Consider the following 16,810-nt stretch of genomic DNA (forward strand, 5'->3'; position numbering starts at 1 on the left):
ATCAATCCGTCAGTGTCGAGGGGTCCACCCCGAGTACCTTCGCCACCGCGTCGACGGTCACCGGTCCCTGCCGCAGCACCCGCGGATGGGCGCCGGTGAGGTCGACGATCGTCGACGCCGTCTGTTGTTGCGACGGGCCGGCATCGAGGTAGACCTCGACTTGGTCGCCGAGTTGGTCGCGCGCCTCCTGCGCGGTGACTGCGGCGGGCCTGCCCGAGATGTTCGCGCTCGACACCGCCATCGGCCCCACCTCACGCAGTAGTTCGATGGCCACGGGGTGCAGGGGCATACGCACCATGACGGTGCCCTGTGCGTCGCCGAGGTCCCATTGCAGCGACGGCGCCTGCCGCACCACCAGACTCAGCGCGCCCGGCCAGAATGCGCGGATGAGTTCGCGGGCGGTGTGCGGTACGGAGTACACCAGACCCTCGATCGTGTGCCAGGAACCGACGAGAACCGGCACGGGCATGTCACGACCGCGACCCTTGGCCGAAAGCAACGCCGAAACGGCCTCGCTGTCGAAGGCGTCGGCGCCGATGCCGTAGACCGTGTCCGTCGGCATCACCACCAGGCTGCCGCCCTTGATCGCACTGACGGCCGAGGCGATTCCGATCGCCCTCGTCTGCTCGTCGCGGCAGTCGAACAGTTCCGTCATGAATCCAGCATCTCACCGGCACCGGACCGCGGTGACGAACCGGGGTCGTCCCGTCAGGTCGCGTCGTCCGATCACGTCGTCGAATCGCCCTGCCCGAGTGAAGGCTTCGACCGTCCGCTCCGAGGTGGTGTCATCATGCTCGACGGCGCAGCGCCCGCCGATGCGTAGCCACCTGGCCGCCAGCTCCGCGATCGCGTCGATGACGGCCATGCCGTCCGGTCCGCCGAACAGTGCATGCGGCGGATCATGTTCGGCCACTTCGGGTTCCAATGCCGCACCGTCGGGAATGTACGGCGGGTTGGCCACAAGCAGATCCACCGAGCCGTCGAGTGTGGGCAGCTCGCCCGGTTCGGTGACGTCAGCCCGGATCAGCTCGACGCCGGTGCCGGCGAGGTTCCTCTCCGCATACTCGAGGGCGCACTCAGAATCGTCGACGGCGACAATGCGGGCGTCTGGCCAGTGCTTCGACAGCGCGAACGCCAACGCCCCGGTGCCGGTGCACAGATCAACGATCAACGGTTCCTGCGACAGGTGTTGCGCGACAGCCCATTCCAGCATCGCTTCGGTTTCGGGGCGCGGAATGAACACACCGGGGCCGACCTCCACGGTGACGGGACCGAAGGCGGCCGTTCCGACGATGTGTTGCAGCGGCGTTCGCTTGACACGCTCGGCGACGAGTGCGTCGAAACGTTCGAAGAAATCAGGTGCGGGTTCGACGAACGGCAGCCGCCCGCGTTCGACACCTGCGACGTGCGCGGCGAGGAGTTCGGCGTCCGCTTTCGGGGAACTGATGCCCGCCTCGTCCAGCACCGCCGCGGCGGCGTCGATCGCCCGGCGGAGGTTCGTGCATGCCGGCCCCCGGCCGAGCCGGGTCATGTGATCTGCAGCCGCGACTGCTTGTCGGCGGCGGCCAGCGCATCGAACAGCGCGTCGAGGTCACCGTCGAGAACCTGGTCGAGGTTGTGCGCCTTGAAGTTGATCCGGTGATCGGCGATCCGGTTCTCGGGGAAGTTGTACGTGCGGATCCGCTCGCTGCGGTCGACGGTGCGGATCTGGCTGGCTCGGTCCGCGGACGCGTCGGCCTGCGCTTGCTCCTCGGCGAGGGCCTGCAGCCGCGCGGCCAGCACCTGCAGGGCGCGCGCCTTGTTCTGCAGCTGCGAGCGCTCGTTCTGGCAGGTGACTACGATGCCGGTGGGTAGGTGCGTGATCCGCACGGCCGAGTCCGTGGTGTTGACGCCCTGACCGCCTTTGCCCGATGAGCGGTACACGTCGATGCGCAGATCGGACTCGTCGATCTGGACTTCCTCGATCTCTTCGGGCTCTGGGTAGACGAGCACGCCGGCCGCCGACGTGTGCACGCGGCCCTGCGACTCGGTCACCGGCACGCGCTGCACCCGGTGGACGCCGCCCTCGAACTTGAGCCGCGACCACACCCCGTCGGCCGAGTCGCCCTTGCTTCTGATCGACAGCGTCGCGTCCTTGTAGCCGCCGAGGTCCGAGGTGGTCTCGTCGAGGATGGTGACCGTCCAGCCGTGCCGCTCGGCGTACCGGATGTACATCCTCGCCAGGTCAGCGGCGAACAATGCCGACTCCTCGCCACCCTCACCGGATTTGACCTCGAGGACGATGTCGTCGGGGTCGTGTGGATCCCGGGGTGCGAGCAGATCGGTCAGTTGGGTGTCGAGCTGTTCGACGGTCTTCTCCAGCTCTGGCACCTCAGCGGCGAAGGACTCGTCGTCAGCGGCCAGCTCGCGAGCAGCCTCGAGATCGCCGCGGGCGGCCTCGAGCTTGCGGTAGGTCGCAACGATCGGCGAAACCTGGGCGAACCGTCGGCCCACCTTGCGGGCGGCGGCTGCATCGGCGTGCAAGTTGGGGTCCGACAGTTGACGCTCGAGGTCGGCATGCTCGGCAAGCAACGCCTCGATCACAGGCGCCGTCTCGGCCATGCCGTCCTCCTTCCGTGAAGCGCGCTTCCTTCGCCAAACGCAAACCGACGCCCGGCCTGCGCTCGCGCGCAGCATCGGGCGTCGGAAAGTCAGCTAGTTGTCGGCAGCCTTGTCAGCGCCGTTGGCGCCAGCCTTGCGCTTGCCGTACCGCTTCTCGAAGCGGGCCACGCGGCCGCCGCTGTCGAGGATCTTCTGCTTGCCGGTATAGAACGGATGGCACTGCGAGCAGACCTCGACGTGGATCTGTCCGCCGGCCTTGGTGCTGCGCGTGGTGAACGTGTTGCCACAACCGCAGTGCACCGTGGTCTCGACATAGTCAGGGTGAATACCTGATTTCATGGTTTCCTCTTCAATCGTGGGCCCCGGGTCGCCCCTCCGTTGACCAGGAGGTTTCGGCGTGAACCGGAACCGAGGGTGTCGGCGCCATTATGCCAGGTCAACCGCCAACGGCCTAAACGCGTGCGACGGGGCCACTATTCCTGCCGGGTTACCGACACTCTCCGGCGCCGTCAACCGCGCTGGTAACCCGCGTTCGGGGGCGGTCTACCGTGCCACAATGCCCGGGTGACGACCGGCACAGCCACCAGAACCGTCCGCGACCGGCTGATCGACGCGGCCGAGGTGTGTATGCGCGCGAAGGGCCTCCGCGCGACGACGGTGTCGGAGGTGGCCGAGGTCGCCGGGGTGTCGCGGGGGTGGCTGTACCGCCACTTCCCGGACAAGGTCACGCTGCTGGGCGCGGCGATCGTGCGGCTGAACGAGGCGTACTGGTCGGACGCACACGCCATGCTCGAACAAGTCGAGGGCCTGGACCGGCAGATGGCGTTGGGCATCCGTCACGCCCGCACCGCGTACGACGATCCAGGCGCGCTCCTGATGAAGCTCCGGATGGAGGAACCCGAGGAGTTCGCGGCGTGCGCGGGCGCCGGGGTCCAGGGACTGGTACCCGACCTGGCCGACTTCTGGTCCCGCTACCTCGTCGCGGCCCACGGTCGCGGCGAGATCCACCCGAACACCGACATCGCTGAGGCGTCGGAATGGGTTGCGCGGGTGATCATTTCGCTTGCCACCGTGCCTGGCGACACTCTCGACCCGGAAGACGCCGACGCCGTGCTCAGGCATTTGCGGCGCTACGTGATGCCGGGCCTGCAGGCCGACCCGTCAGAGTGATTTCGGCGTGCGGGGTCTCGCTGAGAGTGACCCAGCACGCCGAAACCGCTAGTTAGTCGGCGTCCATGTTGCCCGGCGCGGTCTTGGAGACCTGTACCAGGAACTCGTAGTTGTTCTTGGTCTTCCGCAGCTGGCTCATCAGCAGGTCGATGGCCTGATGCGGATCCAGACCGCTCAACACGCGACGCAGCTTGTGCACGATCGCGAACTCGTCCGGTGAGAGCAGCAGCTCGTCCTTACGGGTACCGGACGGGTTGACGTCGACGGCCGGGAAGACGCGGCGCTCGGCGATCTTGCGGTCGAGCTTGAGCTCGGCGTTGCCGGTGCCCTTGAACTCCTCGAAGATCACCGTGTCACCGGTCGAGCCGGTCTCCACCATCGCGGTGGCGATGATCGTCAGCGAGCCGCCCTCTTCGATGTTGCGGGCCGCACCGAGGAACCGCTTCGGCGGATACAGCGCGGTCGAGTCGACACCACCGGACAGGATTCGGCCCGAGGCCGGGGACGCGTTGTTGTAGGCGCGGCCGAGGCGGGTGATCGAGTCGAGCAGCACGACGACGTCCTTGCCCTGCTCGACGAGCCGCTTGGCACGCTCGATCGCGAGCTCGGCAGCCTGGGTGTGGTCTGACGGCGGGCGGTCGAAGGTGGAGGCGATGACCTCACCCTTGACCGAGCGCTGCATGTCCGTCACCTCTTCCGGACGCTCGTCGACGAGCACGACCATCAGATGGCATTCCGGATTGTTCTTGGTGATCGCGTTGGCGATGTCCTGCATGATCGTCGTCTTGCCTGCCTTCGGCGGCGACACGATCAGGGCGCGCTGGCCCTTGCCGATCGGCATGATCAGGTCGATCACACGGGTCGTCAGCTTCTCCGGTGTCGTCTCCAGGCGCAGGCGCTGGTTCGGGTAGAGCGGAGTCAGCTTGGTGAACTCGGGGCGGTTCTTGGCGTCTTCGACGGGGCCACCGTTGACGGTGTCCAGTCGAACCAGCGGATTGAACTTCTGCCGCGGGTTCTGGCCGCCGCCTTCGCCGTCCTTCGGCACGCGGACCGCACCGGTGACGGCGTCACCACGGCGCAGGCCGTTCTTGCGGACCATGTTCATGGACACGTAGACGTCGTTGGGGCCGGCCAGGTAACCCGACGTGCGAACGAACGCGTAGTTGTCGAGCACGTCGAGGATGCCCGCGACGGGCTGGACGACGTCGTCCTCGCGCAGTTCGGTGTCGCGATCTCCGCCGCCCTCGCCGCCGCGCTCACGGCGCCTGCGATCTCGGAACCGGCGACCGCGACGACCCTGACGGCCCTCGCCGTCGTCGTCGTTGTTCTGGTTGTTGCGGTTCTGCTGACCACCGCCCAGCTGGTCGTCGCCGTCGGACTTCTCGCCCTCGCCCTTCGGGCGCTGCTTGGCGTTCTGATCGCTGCCAGCATCGGACTTGCTGTCCTGGCCGCCGCCCTGATCGGCGTTACCGGGGGCGCCGGACTCACGGGAGGCGCCGCGACGCTCGCGGCGGGGACGCTGCTGGCCGCCTTGTTCACCGGAGTTCCGGTCGTCGGTGCCGGTCTCGGCCGGTGCGCCGGAAGCAGGCTCGGCATCGGAAGCTTGCGTCGTATCGGCGGCAGGCGCACTTCCGGCCTGGCCGGTGTCCGCGGTGGCTTTCTTGGCCGCGCCGTTGGCCTCGCCGCGGTGCGCACGGATGGCGGCGACCAGTTCGCTCTTGCGCATTCCGGAGGCGCCCTCGACACCGATCTGCTTGGCGAGTGCCCGCAGTTCGGGCAGCACCATGTTCGACAGGGAGGCCGCACGATCTCCGGACGCCGGGACGGTTTCCGCAGTAGGTGTGCTGTCGGACGGCGCTTGGGCCGCCGGAGTTGAGATGTCTGAATTCACGGGGCTCTGCAGCTGTTCGGATTCGCTGCTACCGCCAGCCGTGATCAGGTCCGTTTCGGTCACGGATGTCCTTTCTTTCCCTCGCTGATCGAGTCATGCGGGGGTTCGGTGCGTTCAGCTGATCCGCTGAACGCGGTGGTCCCACCATTGCCTCTGCAACAGTGATCGCCAGGATTCGCCGGGATACGGCGAACCGTCAGTCCACGAGATGAGCACTTGAAAGAAGAGTGGTCGTCCTAGTGTCGGCGCAGGCAGAGACGCTGCAATTGCTGGACGAGAGCGAGAATAACTCGCTTCCGTGCTGGAAGCAAGAATCCCGCTGGTTCGCATGTGACTCCTGTTGCTGATGCTTCCCAGCTCAGGTCAACTGCGGGCAGTGACACCCGACGTCCATCGGACGCCTTCGCCGACCGCCATCTCGCTGACGGTGAACCCGTTCGCGGTGCCGTACTCCAGGGCTTCTGCGGGCAACTTCGCATCCGGACTCAAAGCGATCACCGAAGGTCCGGCACCGGATAGCACCGCTGCTACACCACAACGGCGAAGGAGCTGCAGATATTCCGCCGAGCGGGGCATCGCAGCTGCCCGCTGGGGCTGGTGCAGGACGTCCTCGGTGGCCTCCATCAGCAGATCCGGCCGCTCGGTCAGCGCCACCACCAGCAGTGCGGCGCGGCTCAGGTTGAATCGGGCGTCGGTGTGGCTGACCTCCTCCGGCAGCAGCACACGCGTCTCGGCCGTCGACGAGCGCTCCTGCGGGATGCCGGGGAACAGGTGGATGTCCGGATGCAGCCGAATCGGCACCGCCGAGTACCGCGGCAAGACCCCTTCGTGTTCCGTCCACGACACCACTGCCCCACCGAGGACGGCAGCCGATGCGTTGTCGGGGTGGCCCTCGAACTCGCTTGCCAGCTGGATCAGTTCGGCATCCGAGCGCGGCTTTGAACCCACCTGCGTCACAAGGCCGTTGACGATTGCGAGTCCCCCGACGACCGCAGCAGCCGACGACCCGAGGCCACGGGAGTGCGGAATGTCGTTGCGGCAGCGGACTTTCAGGCCCGGAACCTGCGCACCCGCGGTCAGCAGACCGTGCTCGATCGCACGGACGACCAGATGGGTCGAATCCAGGGGAACCTGGCCGGCGCCTTCGCCTTCCACCTCCACAACGAGGCCGGATTCGATGGTCTCCACGACGATTTCGTCGTACAGACTCAACGCGAGCCCGAGACTGTCGAACCCTGGGCCCAGGTTGGCGCTGGACGCCGGTACGACGGCACGGGCCGTCAGCCCGGTCGGCAGAGTCTGTGTCACAAGCCCACCCGCTAGACCAGGCCCAGCTTTTCGGCCACGGCTGACGGGTCGACAGGCAGCGGCGTGACCGTCGGCATCCCCTTGAGCGCCGTATCGGGATCCTTGAGTCCGTTACCCGTGACCGTGCACACCACGGTCGACCCCTTGGCGATCCAGCCGTCCTCGATGGATTTGAGGAGCCCGGCGATGCTGGCCGCCGAAGCGGGTTCGACGAAGACGCCTTCGGTGCGGGCCACCAGGTGATACGCGGCGAGGATCTCCTCGTCGGTGGCGGCGATGAAGCGACCGTCGGACTGCTGCTGCGCCTCGACCGCGGTGGTCCACGAGGCCGGAGAACCGATCCGGATCGCCGTCGCGATCGTTTCGGGATCGGTCACCGGTTCACCGAGCACCAGCGGCGCGGCGCCCGCGGCCTGAGTGCCGAGCATGCGCGGCAACCGGTCCGACAGTCCGTCGCGGTGATACTCCTTGTAGCCCTTCCAATAGGCGGTGATGTTGCCCGCGTTGCCCACCGGGAGCGAATGCACGTCGGGAGCGGTACCGAGGGCGTCGACGATCTCGAACGCGGCGGTCTTCTGACCCTCGATGCGGAACGGGTTGACCGAGTTGACGAGCGACACGGTCGCGTAGTCAGCGGTGAGTTTCCGGGCCAGTTCCAGACAGTCGTCGAAGTTGCCGTCGATCTGGATGATCTGCGCACCGTGCATGACGGCCTGGGCCAGCTTGCCCATCGCGATCTTGCCCTGCGGAATGAGCACCGCGCAGGTGATACCCGCCCGGGCCGCATAGGCCGCCGCCGACGCCGAGGTGTTGCCGGTGGACGCGCACAGCACGGCCTGCTGGCCGCGGGCGACGGCCTCGGTAACGGCCATCGTCATACCCCGGTCCTTGAACGAGCCCGTCGGGTTGAGACCTTCGACCTTCAGATGCACAGTGCAGCCGGTGTATTCGGATAACCGAGGTGCGGGTACGAGCGGAGTGCCGCCTTCGCGCAGTGTGATCGGCGTCCAGCCGTCCTCGACCGGAAGCCGATCGCGATAGGCGGCGATCAACCCCGGCCAGGGGTGATGAATCGCCTTAGAAGGGGCGCTCATTCGGTGGTTCCTTCCAGGCGGAGCACGCTGTTGATGCCTTCGACGACGTCGAGATCCGCCAGTGCCTCAACGGTCTCGGAGAGTGCGGCGTCGGTGGCCTGGTGGGTGACGACCACGATCCGTGCGCCGCACCGCTGACCGCCTTCGTCCACCATGCCCTCCTGGCGCACCTCGGCGATGCTGACCTCGCGCTTGCCGAATTCGGCTGCTACAGAGGACAACACGCCCGGTCGGTCGGCGACGTTCATGCTCACGTAGTACCGGGTCGGAATGAACCCGATGGGCGAGATCGGCAGCTTGGCGTACTTGGATTCGCGCGGGCCGCGTCCGCCCTGCACCCGGTTGCGCGCCGCCATGACCAGATCGCCCATCACCGCGGAGGCGGTCGGCGCGCCGCCTGCGCCCTGTCCGTAGAACATCAGCCGGCCCGCGGCCTCCGCTTCGACGACAACGGCGTTGAACGCGCCGTTGACCGATGCGAGCGGATGTGTCAGAGGTACGAGCGCTGGATACACCCGCGCCGAAACCCGTTCCAGCCCTTCGTCGGTGGTGAGCCGTTCGCAGATCGCCAACAGCTTGATGGTGCAACCGAGTGCGCGCGCCGAAGCGAAGTCCGCCGAGGTGACCTTAGTGATGCCTTCGCGGTACACGTCGTCCGCGGTCACCCGGGTGTGGAAGGCGATCGAGGCAAGGATGGCGGCCTTGGCGGCCGCGTCGTAACCCTCGACGTCGGCGGTCGGGTCCGCTTCGGCGTAACCGAGCGCGCTCGCATCGGCCAGCGCCGAGGTGTAGTCCGCGCCCGTGCTGTCCATCTCGGAGAGGATGTAGTTCGTCGTGCCGTTGACGATGCCCGCGACCCTGATCACGGTGTCGCCGGCAAGCGACTGGGTCAGCGGGCGGATGACGGGGATCGCGCCGGCCACGGCCGCCTCGAAATACAGGTCGACGTGGGCATGCTCGGCGGCCTGCGCCAGTTCCCCTGTGGAGACGGCCATCAGCGCCTTGTTGGCGGTGACGACGGACTTGCCCTGTTCCAGCGCGGACAGAATCGCCTTGCGCGCGGGTTCGACCGGTCCCATCAGTTCGACGACGATGTCGACGTCGTCGCGCGAGACGAGCTCGTCGATGTTGTCGGTCAACATGTCGACGGGCACACCACGGTCGTCGGCCACTCTGCGAACGCCGATGCCACGCAGCACCAGAGGTGCGCCGATCCGCGCGGCCAGGTCCTGCGCGCTCTCCTCGATGATGCGCACCACCTCGCTGCCTACGTTCCCAAAGCCCAGGACCGCTACGCCGATCGGCTTCTCGTCGGTGCTCATGGCTACCTCACTTCCAGACTGAGTAGATCGTCGACCGTCTCCCGGCGCAGGATCAGGCGGGCCTGCCCATCGCGCACGGCCACCACGGCGGGACGGCCGATCAGGTTGTAACGGCTCGACATGGAATAGCAGTAGGCGCCCGTCGCTGCGACTCCCAGCAGATCGCCGGGCTTGATGTCGTCGGGCACCCAGGTGTCGCGCACCACGATATCGCCGCTTTCGCAGTGCTTTCCGACGATGCGGCCCAGCGTCGACGAGCCCTCGCTGGCTCGGGAGATGAGGCGAACGTCGTACTCCGCGCCGTACAGCGACGTGCGGATGTTGTCGCTCATCCCGCCGTCGACGCTGACATAGCGGCGATGCGCGGTCGGGCTGACCGCGACGTCTTTGACGGTGCCGACTTCATACAGCGTGATGGTGCCGGGCCCGGCGATCGCACGGCCGGGCTCGACGACGAGCTTCGGTGCGGGCAGTCCGACCGCCGCCGACTCGTCGCGGACGATGGCGCTGAGCTTGGCGGCGAGATCCTGCACCGGCGGCGGATCATCTTGGGGCAGATAGGAGATGCCGAGCCCGCCGCCGAGGTCGACGATCGACATCTGCGAGGTCTTCTCCACACCGAATTCGGCGACCACGTCGCGAAGCAGGCCGATCACACGGTGCGCGGCGATCTCGAAGCCGGCGACGTCGAAGATCTGCGACCCGATGTGGCTGTGCAGGCCGACCAAGCGCAGATGATCGGTGGCGAACACGCGGCGCACCGCCGCCATCGCGGCGCCGCTGGCGAGCGACAGCCCGAACTTCTGGTCTTCGTGCGCGGTCGAGATGAACTCGTGAGTGTGGGCCTCGACGCCGACGGTCACGCGCACGAGGACGTCTTGGACGACACCAGCCGCGCCGGCGATCTCGTCGAGGCGCTCGATCTCGACCATCGAGTCCAACACCACGTGCTCGATGCCGGCCTTCACGGCGGCGGTCAGCTCTTCGACGGATTTGTTGTTGCCGTGCAACGCGATCCGCTCGGCCGGAAACCTCGCATGCAGCGCGACGGCCAGCTCGCCACCGGTCGCCACGTCGAGCGAGAGGCCCTCTTCGGCGACCCAGCGTGCGACCTCGGTGCACATGAACGCCTTCGCCGCGTACCGCACGTACTCACCGCCGCCGAATGCCGCCGCAATCTCGCGGCAGCGCGACCGGAAGTCGTCCTCGTCGATCACGAAGACCGGAGTGCCGAACTCGGCGGCGATATCGGCGACCGACACACCCGCGATCGACACCACACCGTCGTCGCCCCGAACAGTGTTGCGGGGCCACACATTTGGCGCAAGTCGCAACACCTCATCCGCGGAAAGCGGACGGGGCGGCGCACCACCGTGGTGGATCTCTTCGGCGTGCCGGGGACCGGCGGGGTGTGCGATCACATCCGCTCCGGGGCGGTGACGCCGAGGATGCCGAGGCCGTTGGCGATCACCTGGCGCGTCGCGTCGCAGAGCGCCAGGCGTGCGGAGTGCAGATCGTTGGGCTCTTCGTCACCCTGCGGCAGCACGCGGCAGGAGTCGTAGAACCGGTGGTAGTCGCCTGCGAGATCCTCGAGGTACCGCGAGACACGATGTGGTTCACGAAGCGCCGCAGCGGTTTTCAGCACGCGGGGGAACTCACCGATGTTGCGGATCAGCACCCCCTCTTTCTCGTGCGTGAGCAGGTCGAGGTGCTCGGCGCTGGCCGTGATGCCCAACTCCGCAGCGTTGCGGGCGAGCGCCGACAGCCTTGCGTGCGCGTATTGCACGTAATAGACCGGGTTTTCGTTCGAGGCCGACGACCACAATGCCAGGTCGATGTCGATCGGAGTGTCCACCGAGGACCGGATCAGCGAGTACCGCGCGGCGTCGACACCGATGGCCTCGACGAGGTCGTCGAGCGTGATCACCGTGCCGGCACGCTTGCTCATCCGCACGGGCTGGCCGTCGCGGACCAGGTTGACCATCTGACCGATCAGCACCTCGACGGTGGCAGGGTCCTCACCGAGGGACGAAGCGATCGCCTTGAGGCGGGCGATGTAGCCGTGGTGGTCGGCGCCGAGCATGTAGATACACAGGTCGAAACCACGCTCGCGCTTGTCGAGGTAGTAGGCGATGTCCGCGGCGACGTATGCGGGCGCACCGTCGCTCTTGATCACGACGCGGTCCTTGTCGTCGCCGAAGTCGGTGGTGCGCAACCAGACTGCGCCGTCCTTTTCGTACACCTTTCCCGCTTCGCGCAGCTTGGCGATCGCCTGCTCGACCCTGCCGGAGGTGTGCATCGAGTCTTCGTGGGTGTAGACGTCGAAGTCGGTACCGAACTCGTGCAGCGACGCCTTGATATGGGCGAACATCAGGTCGACGCCGATGGCGCGGAACGTCTCCCGCATCTCGTCGTCGGGCAGGGACAGCGCGTCGGGCTCTTTGGCGAGTACCTGGGCGGCAATGTCTTTGATGTAGTCCCCGGCATAGCCGTCGTCGGGCGTCGGCTCGCCCTTCGCGGCGGCGATCAGTGAATTGGCGAACCGATCGATCTGGGCGCCGTGGTCGTTGAAGTAGTACTCGCGGACCACCTTGGCGCCCTGCGTCGACAGCACACGACCCAGCGCGTCGCCGACGGCCGCCCATCGGGTACCGCCGATGTGGATGGGCCCGGTCGGGTTGGCGGAGACGAACTCGAGGTTGATGTTCTCGTCGAGCTCGTCTGAATGCCCGTAGTTCGCGCCGGCGTCGATCACGTTCGCGACGATCACGTTCTGGGCCGAGGCGTCCAGGCGCAGGTTGACGAAGCCAGGCCCCGCGACATCGGCGTCGGCGATGCCGTCGGCCTGGGCCAGCGCGGCGGCAAGCCAGCCGGCCAGCTCGCGGGGGTTCGCGCCGACCTTCTTGCCCAGCTGGAGGGCCAGGTTGGTGGCGTAATCGCCGTGGTCGGGGTTACGGGGACGCTCGACGGTGACCGTAGCGGGAAGGGCTGAGGTGTCGAGGCCGTGCTCGGAGAGCACCGCGGTCGCGGTGCTCTTGAGCAGCTCTGCCAGATCGGCGGGGGTCACGAGGGTCCATCCTATGGTCTGACATGGTCAGGCCCCGAATCCGTTTCCACTCACGTCGATGCGTTAGGCTGTCCACGCCCATCGGCGCAGCGTCATCCGTGTGCGCCCCCGTAGCTCAGGGGATAGAGCGTCTGCCTCCGGAGCAGAAGGCCGCAGGTTCGAATCCTGCCGGGGGCACCACGTCTGACCTGGTAAAACAGGGTTTCACAGGGTGACCTACCTATCCGTTACCCATGCCTCACCCGTTTGCGGTGCCCGATTCTGTTTGCTGGCGCTGCGCTGCCGGTCGCGCGCCAGCCGCCCCGCTGCCCTGCTGCCCTGCTGACTGCCCGCCGATCTTGCGGCCAGCATCGGCCCCAATCCGCGCCAGCGAGCGGCCCCCGAGCCCGCCGACCGGCGACACACCACCGCGCACCCTCCGCCTTGGCGTGGTGGGCAACAATGGCGCATTTCGTGCTGTCTCGCATTATCTCGCGCATATCGCGAATCATGCTAATGTCGTATTCATAGAGGGCTTCTGCCGCTCGGCCCACCAAGCGAGCGCGCCATTGCCGTTCTGTTCGGCCACACCACCGAAAAGCTTGGGCCGATGAAAGGCGCTCATTGTGGCAATGGCAAAAATGCAGACAAAACCCAAAACCGCCGATTTGATCTCGACCACTGAAACCGCTAAGCGGCTCGGCGTCACTTCGAACATGGTTCGCACCCTGGTAGCCGATGGCCATCTGATCGGTTACAGGATCGGCAGAGTTGTTCGAATCGACGGCGATTCGATCGAATCGTTTCTTGCGAAAAACCGGATGGGCGGACATCAATGAGGGACCGCCGACATCGGTTCACGCTCGCTGGATGCGCGGGAGAATAGACTGGCAGATGTGCCAGGAACCGACGCCAACACGGCGAACGACGATCCGAACTACCGAAACCCGAAGTGCTACGTAAACACCTATGGCGGATGCTCGCGCAAGATCTCTGGTGAGCACTTCATCACCCATAGCATCATCAAGCTGTACAGCTTCGGCGACGACGATGTGACGGTCAAGCACGACAACGGGCGCGGAATCCGCGAGTTCGTATCTCCGAAGAAGTTCGTAACCAACATCCTGTGCACAAATCACAACACCGCCCTTCACAACGCCGACGATGCCGCTCTAGAGGTTGCGAAGTTCCTTTTCAATATCTCCACTACCTACAAGTGCGGAACCGGGCAATGGGGCGATCCCGCCGAAATCACTGTTTCCGGCGACGACTTCCAAGTGTGGGTGCTGAAACTGCTTCTCAACCACGTGATGGGCAAGGCGTTCCCCCATCAACGAGACGAATCGGTGAATCCGTTCCCGCCGGAATGCGTCGATCTTCTGCTTGGTCGCGTTATGTGGCCGAACGACCAAGGGCTTTGCGTCGCGGGTGATCCATCCAACAAAGATCTTATGCTGAACGACTTCGGCAGCTTCGAAGACATCATTTCGCACCACGTTTCGTTTCAGCCGTTTATCTTCGGCGACCACATCGTGGGTCGCGGCGGCGAGGTCGCAGGCGGAATCGTCAACCTGAATGGCGTGGGCTTCGGCATGACCGTCGTCAACACCGGGCGAAGCGATGCGGCCACGTTCAACGCACAACCCGGCAACCCGTTGCGGGGTTCTGTTCTACGTCCGAGGTCGATTGCCTGGAAGCTCGGTGGAGTCGAAAAGCGGATCAACTTCACTTGGTCGGACATCTGGAACCACGAACCGGTGACGTACACGATCAACGTTCGCGGCTAGCCGGGGCGAGTCGGCGTGACGGGGCGATTTTGGCCGTTTCGGGGATTGCGCCACGGGCGCACGGTCTGCCCGTAACGCATCGGGCCGGGTTGCAGCGGATACGGCGGTTCGGCGGGCCGGTAGGTGTCGCTCAATGTGCGATCTTCCGGCCCGCTGTGACACCGACGTAGTACCGACCCTTGCCCCTGCGGGGTTTGAGTTCCACACCGGCGCGAAAACCGGCGTACTGACCGCCAGGACCAACGCGACCAACGCGCACGTTCTGACGAACCGACCCGCGAACGACGCGCGTCGGCAGCGACCGTTTGACCCGCGTTGACCGGCTCGCCGTAGAGGCAAACTGACCCTTGCGGTTGCGCTTGTAGGTACGACGTTTCGCCATCGTCAGCGCTTCTTGGTGAATCGGCCAGACTTGCCGCGCGGTCGGCGCTTGCCTTTGCCCTTTTTCGCCATGTCGTTGTTCCTCCCAGATCGTCAGTTCGCGGTGCCGATGTCAGTCGGCCAGGCGGGGCCGAGGTCGGCCAGCGTGCGGACGCGCTGACGTGACTTCGACCGGTGGCGGGGCCGAGTTGCGCCGATGGTCGCGATTGACCAACGGCGCAACGTCGTCCCGATTGCGCGCCGGTCCCGGTCCGTACTCCGAAGCGCCGAAACGGTCACCGCGCGATTTCGCGTCGTGCATCGCGTCGATGAGTTCTTGCGTTGCATTGGCGCGCGCGTTGTCGAAAACCATTGCAGTTACCTACTTTCAGCGATTCGCAGGCCGCGTCCGTTGCGCCGGATCGTCCGTTAAGCCGTGGCGGGCCGTACGTCGTCGTCACAGACGGCCCGCCACGGGGGTTACAGGGCGATGGTCGGCGCGGTGTAATCGGTGCCGCTGCCGATCTGGATCGCCACGGCTGCGCCGCGCTGGCGCACGCCGACGCCGAACGACCGAATGTATTGGCTGTCCTGAATCGGGTAACCGGTGTTGCCGGGAGCGGCCAGCAAGCCGCGATAGCTTTCGACCGGGTGCTCACGAACGCCAATCACGTTGTTCTGACTGTTCGGCCCGCCAGTCGCCACTACGGCGATGTAGCCAGCGGGGATGAACTCGGTTTCGACCAGCCACGCGGGGCCGTAGGAACCAAGGCATTCGATTTCGTGGAACTCACCCGAAATCGCTTCACCGACGATGTTGTCGGGAGTGAGGTACGCCGGAGCTTTCTTCGACGGGATGTACGAGTGTTTCGCAATCGGCCCGCCACTGCGCGATTCTTCACCTTGGCGGAACGTCTGGATATTCTCGCTTTCGAGCTGCGACGCCAGAATGAGAATCTGCGAACCCGCTTCCCGACCGTAGCCCTTGGCGCGGATCGTTCGCACGGCGTCTTCGATATCGCCGGAATCGACCTGTGTTGCACCGGACTTCCAGTAGTGCGTGGTGGTCGCCGGGTCGAACTCGTGACCGAGGTAGCTGGGGACGTATTGACCATCGGCGTTCCACAGACCACGGCACGTATAGCCCTCGTTGTTCGTCTTGGGCGACGGGTCAAACAGCCGTTTCAGGATCGTGCCTGTGACCAGACGATTGTCCGAATGCATGATGCCGTTGATGGACGCGTACACCTGTTCGGCGGTCATGGCCCGAAGTGCGCGCCACGTGAACGACGACCGCAAGCCGAAATCGCCGAAGTCGTAGCCGAGGATCAACGCGTCTGCGGGCAAACCGGCAGCGTTGGTTACGCCGTATTCGGTGAGTTGCTCGAAGCTCGGAGACGAAATGTTCTGTGGCACAGCCTCACCGGGCAGCACGGTTCGGAACGACAACAGGTCAGAAATGCCAGTGCGGTGCTTATTCCACGTGTCGAACGCTCCGACCAGATCGGCCCAAATCTCGTTTAGGTCAACGCCGTCTGCGGTGTGCGTCGCGAGCGCGTCGCCAGCGGCGATGATGCCCATCTGGCCGGATTGCTCACCGCCGAAGATCGGCAGAACCGGCACGCCGTCAATCATTGGGAAATCGGCGAAATCGAGAATCGCGGTCATTATCAGAACCTCACATTTTCAGGCGCGTTTATCGCGCGTGGTGGCTCGATTTTACTCGGCGGAATGGCGCGAGCGGGGCCGCGTATAGACGCCACGCCGACAATTCACGCGCCACGCGCGCCATTCGTGACATAGCGTCCACAATGCACTATTCTGGACCCTGAAACGGACACCTGAGCGCGCCAGGCTAGCGCGCGGGCCGCGAGGCCATCGGTAATGAAAGGTGCCCGTTTCTCATGTCTCAGGATCGCGTGCGGCTCGATGCAGTGGGCGACATGCTCACCACAGCGCAGGCCGCGAAACTCCTTGGTGTAAGCCAGAATTCGATACGACGGTACGCCCGTGACGGGTTGATCCCGGCTCACAAAGTCGGCAAGCGGCTGCTTCGATTCCGTCGCGACGACTTGATTCGTCTCATTTCAAAATCGGACAAAAGCGCGTGAGCCGCGGAATCGAAAAGCGCCGAAATTCAGTGACCGTCGATCCGGTCAAACTCTCCGTTTATGACCTGTTGTTTTCGTTGGTCACACGGTCTGGCGTGGAAATCGCGCTAAGTGTCGGTG

At 65.6% G+C, this 16,810-nt stretch carries 16 protein-coding genes and 1 tRNA gene; 5 read left to right on the plus strand and 12 right to left on the minus strand.

Annotated elements, in window-relative coordinates:
• Nucleotide 1: 1 nt before the first annotated feature.
• From H7J93_RS17125 to rpmE, 4 genes are all read right to left on the minus strand, one after another.
• On the minus strand, nt 2-655 hold the full coding sequence (locus H7J93_RS17125; RefSeq protein WP_267307501.1) for an L-threonylcarbamoyladenylate synthase: 654 nt from the start codon (nt 653-655) through the stop codon (nt 2-4).
• 12 nt (nt 656-667) lie between these two features.
• A complete protein-coding gene (gene prmC, locus H7J93_RS17130; protein ID WP_267307502.1) occupies nt 668-1,531 on the minus strand; it encodes a peptide chain release factor N(5)-glutamine methyltransferase in 864 nt (287 codons plus the stop codon).
• A complete protein-coding gene (gene prfA, locus H7J93_RS17135) occupies nt 1,528-2,601 on the minus strand; it encodes a peptide chain release factor 1 (RefSeq protein WP_267307503.1) in 1,074 nt (357 codons plus the stop codon). The genes prmC and prfA overlap by 4 nt, the downstream gene beginning before the upstream one ends.
• Before the next feature lie 93 nt (nt 2,602-2,694).
• Nucleotides 2,695-2,940, minus strand: a complete 246-nt coding sequence (rpmE, locus tag H7J93_RS17140) for a 50S ribosomal protein L31 (RefSeq protein WP_083157162.1) — start codon at nt 2,938-2,940, stop codon at nt 2,695-2,697.
• 225 nt (nt 2,941-3,165) lie between these two features.
• Between rpmE and H7J93_RS17145 the strand changes: the two genes are divergently transcribed.
• A complete protein-coding gene (locus tag H7J93_RS17145) occupies nt 3,166-3,771 on the plus strand; it encodes a TetR/AcrR family transcriptional regulator (protein WP_267307504.1) in 606 nt (201 codons plus the stop codon).
• A 52-nt stretch (nt 3,772-3,823) separates the two neighbouring features.
• Here the strand turns inward: H7J93_RS17145 and rho are convergent, their stop codons facing one another.
• The 6 genes from rho to argS form a co-directional block, all read right to left on the minus strand.
• Nucleotides 3,824-5,725 (minus strand): transcription termination factor Rho, encoded by a 1,902-nt coding sequence (gene rho / locus H7J93_RS17150; RefSeq protein WP_267307505.1) that lies wholly within the window; start codon nt 5,723-5,725, stop codon nt 3,824-3,826.
• A gap of 300 nt (nt 5,726-6,025) precedes the next feature.
• Entirely contained in the window at nt 6,026-6,970 is a 945-nt protein-coding gene (thrB, locus tag H7J93_RS17155; RefSeq protein ID WP_267307506.1) for a homoserine kinase, read from the minus strand.
• A gap of 11 nt (nt 6,971-6,981) precedes the next feature.
• Nucleotides 6,982-8,064, minus strand: coding sequence for a threonine synthase (gene thrC, locus H7J93_RS17160; RefSeq protein ID WP_267307507.1), 1,083 nt, complete (start codon nt 8,062-8,064; stop codon nt 6,982-6,984).
• Nucleotides 8,061-9,386 (minus strand): homoserine dehydrogenase, encoded by a 1,326-nt coding sequence (locus tag H7J93_RS17165; protein WP_267307508.1) that lies wholly within the window; start codon nt 9,384-9,386, stop codon nt 8,061-8,063. The genes thrC and H7J93_RS17165 overlap by 4 nt, the downstream gene beginning before the upstream one ends.
• A gap of 2 nt (nt 9,387-9,388) precedes the next feature.
• The gene (gene lysA, locus H7J93_RS17170; protein ID WP_267307831.1) at nt 9,389-10,768 is read right to left on the minus strand and encodes a diaminopimelate decarboxylase; all 1,380 of its coding nucleotides are present in this window, start codon (nt 10,766-10,768) and stop codon (nt 9,389-9,391) included.
• 35 nt (nt 10,769-10,803) lie between these two features.
• Nucleotides 10,804-12,453: an arginine--tRNA ligase gene (gene argS / locus H7J93_RS17175; protein WP_267307509.1), complete on the minus strand. Its 1,650-nt coding sequence runs from the start codon at nt 12,451-12,453 to the stop codon at nt 10,804-10,806.
• 104 nt (nt 12,454-12,557) lie between these two features.
• Between argS and H7J93_RS17180 the strand changes: the two genes are divergently transcribed.
• A tRNA-Arg gene (locus tag H7J93_RS17180) sits at nt 12,558-12,633 on the plus strand.
• A gap of 307 nt (nt 12,634-12,940) precedes the next feature.
• Here H7J93_RS17180 and H7J93_RS17185 read toward each other — a convergent pair.
• The gene (locus H7J93_RS17185; RefSeq protein WP_165609505.1) at nt 12,941-13,150 is read right to left on the minus strand and encodes a hypothetical protein; all 210 of its coding nucleotides are present in this window, start codon (nt 13,148-13,150) and stop codon (nt 12,941-12,943) included.
• Here H7J93_RS17185 and H7J93_RS29455 point away from each other — a divergent pair.
• Entirely contained in the window at nt 13,149-13,271 is a 123-nt protein-coding gene (locus H7J93_RS29455; RefSeq protein ID WP_372507915.1) for a helix-turn-helix domain-containing protein, read from the plus strand. The two genes, H7J93_RS17185 and H7J93_RS29455, sit on opposite strands and share 2 nt — an antisense overlap.
• Before the next feature lie 57 nt (nt 13,272-13,328).
• A complete protein-coding gene (locus tag H7J93_RS17190; protein WP_064868299.1) occupies nt 13,329-14,219 on the plus strand; it encodes a hypothetical protein in 891 nt (296 codons plus the stop codon).
• 840 nt (nt 14,220-15,059) lie between these two features.
• Here the strand turns inward: H7J93_RS17190 and H7J93_RS17195 are convergent.
• On the minus strand, nt 15,060-16,247 hold the full coding sequence (locus tag H7J93_RS17195; RefSeq protein WP_225503528.1) for a hypothetical protein: 1,188 nt from the start codon (nt 16,245-16,247) through the stop codon (nt 15,060-15,062).
• A 236-nt stretch (nt 16,248-16,483) separates the two neighbouring features.
• On the opposite strand from H7J93_RS17195, the gene H7J93_RS17200 reads away from it, so the two are divergent.
• A complete protein-coding gene (locus H7J93_RS17200) occupies nt 16,484-16,690 on the plus strand; it encodes a helix-turn-helix domain-containing protein (protein ID WP_061263873.1) in 207 nt (68 codons plus the stop codon).
• Nucleotides 16,691-16,810: the final 120 nt, after the last annotated feature.

The sequence above is a fragment of the Mycobacterium barrassiae genome, assembly GCF_025822765.1.
Taxonomy (GTDB): Bacteria; Actinomycetota; Actinomycetes; order Mycobacteriales; family Mycobacteriaceae; genus Mycobacterium; species Mycobacterium barrassiae.

Coding starts and splice junctions, on each gene's coding strand:
- H7J93_RS17125 (WP_267307501.1), bottom strand. CDS start 655: ATGACGGAACTGTTCGACTGCCGCGACGAGCAGACGAGGGCGATCGGA.
- prmC (WP_267307502.1), bottom strand. CDS start 1,531: ATGACCCGGCTCGGCCGGGGGCCGGCATGCACGAACCTCCGCCGGGCG.
- prfA (WP_267307503.1), bottom strand. CDS start 2,601: ATGGCCGAGACGGCGCCTGTGATCGAGGCGTTGCTTGCCGAGCATGCC.
- rpmE (WP_083157162.1), bottom strand. CDS start 2,940: ATGAAATCAGGTATTCACCCTGACTATGTCGAGACCACGGTGCACTGC.
- thrC (WP_267307507.1), bottom strand. CDS start 8,064: ATGAGCGCCCCTTCTAAGGCGATTCATCACCCCTGGCCGGGGTTGATC.
- H7J93_RS17165 (WP_267307508.1), bottom strand. CDS start 9,386: ATGAGCACCGACGAGAAGCCGATCGGCGTAGCGGTCCTGGGCTTTGGG.
- H7J93_RS29455 (WP_372507915.1), top strand. CDS start 13,149: ATGGTTCGCACCCTGGTAGCCGATGGCCATCTGATCGGTTACAGGATC.
- H7J93_RS17185 (WP_165609505.1), bottom strand. CDS start 13,150: ATGTTCGAAGTGACGCCGAGCCGCTTAGCGGTTTCAGTGGTCGAGATC.
- H7J93_RS17195 (WP_225503528.1), bottom strand. CDS start 16,247: ATGACCGCGATTCTCGATTTCGCCGATTTCCCAATGATTGACGGCGTG.
- H7J93_RS17200 (WP_061263873.1), top strand. CDS start 16,484: ATGTCTCAGGATCGCGTGCGGCTCGATGCAGTGGGCGACATGCTCACC.